The organism is Stenotrophomonas sp. SrG (assembly GCF_050031795.1).
Lineage (GTDB): Bacteria > Pseudomonadota > Gammaproteobacteria > Xanthomonadales > Xanthomonadaceae > Stenotrophomonas > Stenotrophomonas rhizophila_A.
In genome coordinates, this window is sequence record NZ_JBNBBE010000519.1 from 1 (window position 1) to 254 (window position 254).

Below are 254 nucleotides of genomic sequence, written 5' to 3' on the forward strand. Positions count from 1 at the left end.
CATCGTGCGCGTGTGGCGCCTGCTGGTGGCGGTGATCGGCCCGGAGATGCGCAAGGCCAGCGACCTGGCCATGAAGCCGTACGCCGGTGCCGAGCGCGGTTACCTGCGCCTGCTGCCGACCGCACTGGCCCACCCGGGCAAGGTACTGGGCATGGCGGCGCTGGCCTTCGTGGCCACGCTGGCACTGGGGCCTATGCTGGGCGCGGACTTGAGTCCGCAGCTGGCCCAGGATCGCTTTGAAATGACCGCAAAGC

1 protein-coding gene is annotated in these 254 nt (G+C 69.7%); it reads left to right on the forward strand.

The annotated features are described in order from the left end of the window. A partial coding sequence (locus tag ACQG3P_RS20700; protein WP_426806100.1) for a hypothetical protein occupies nt 1-254 on the forward strand: 254 nt, incomplete at both ends.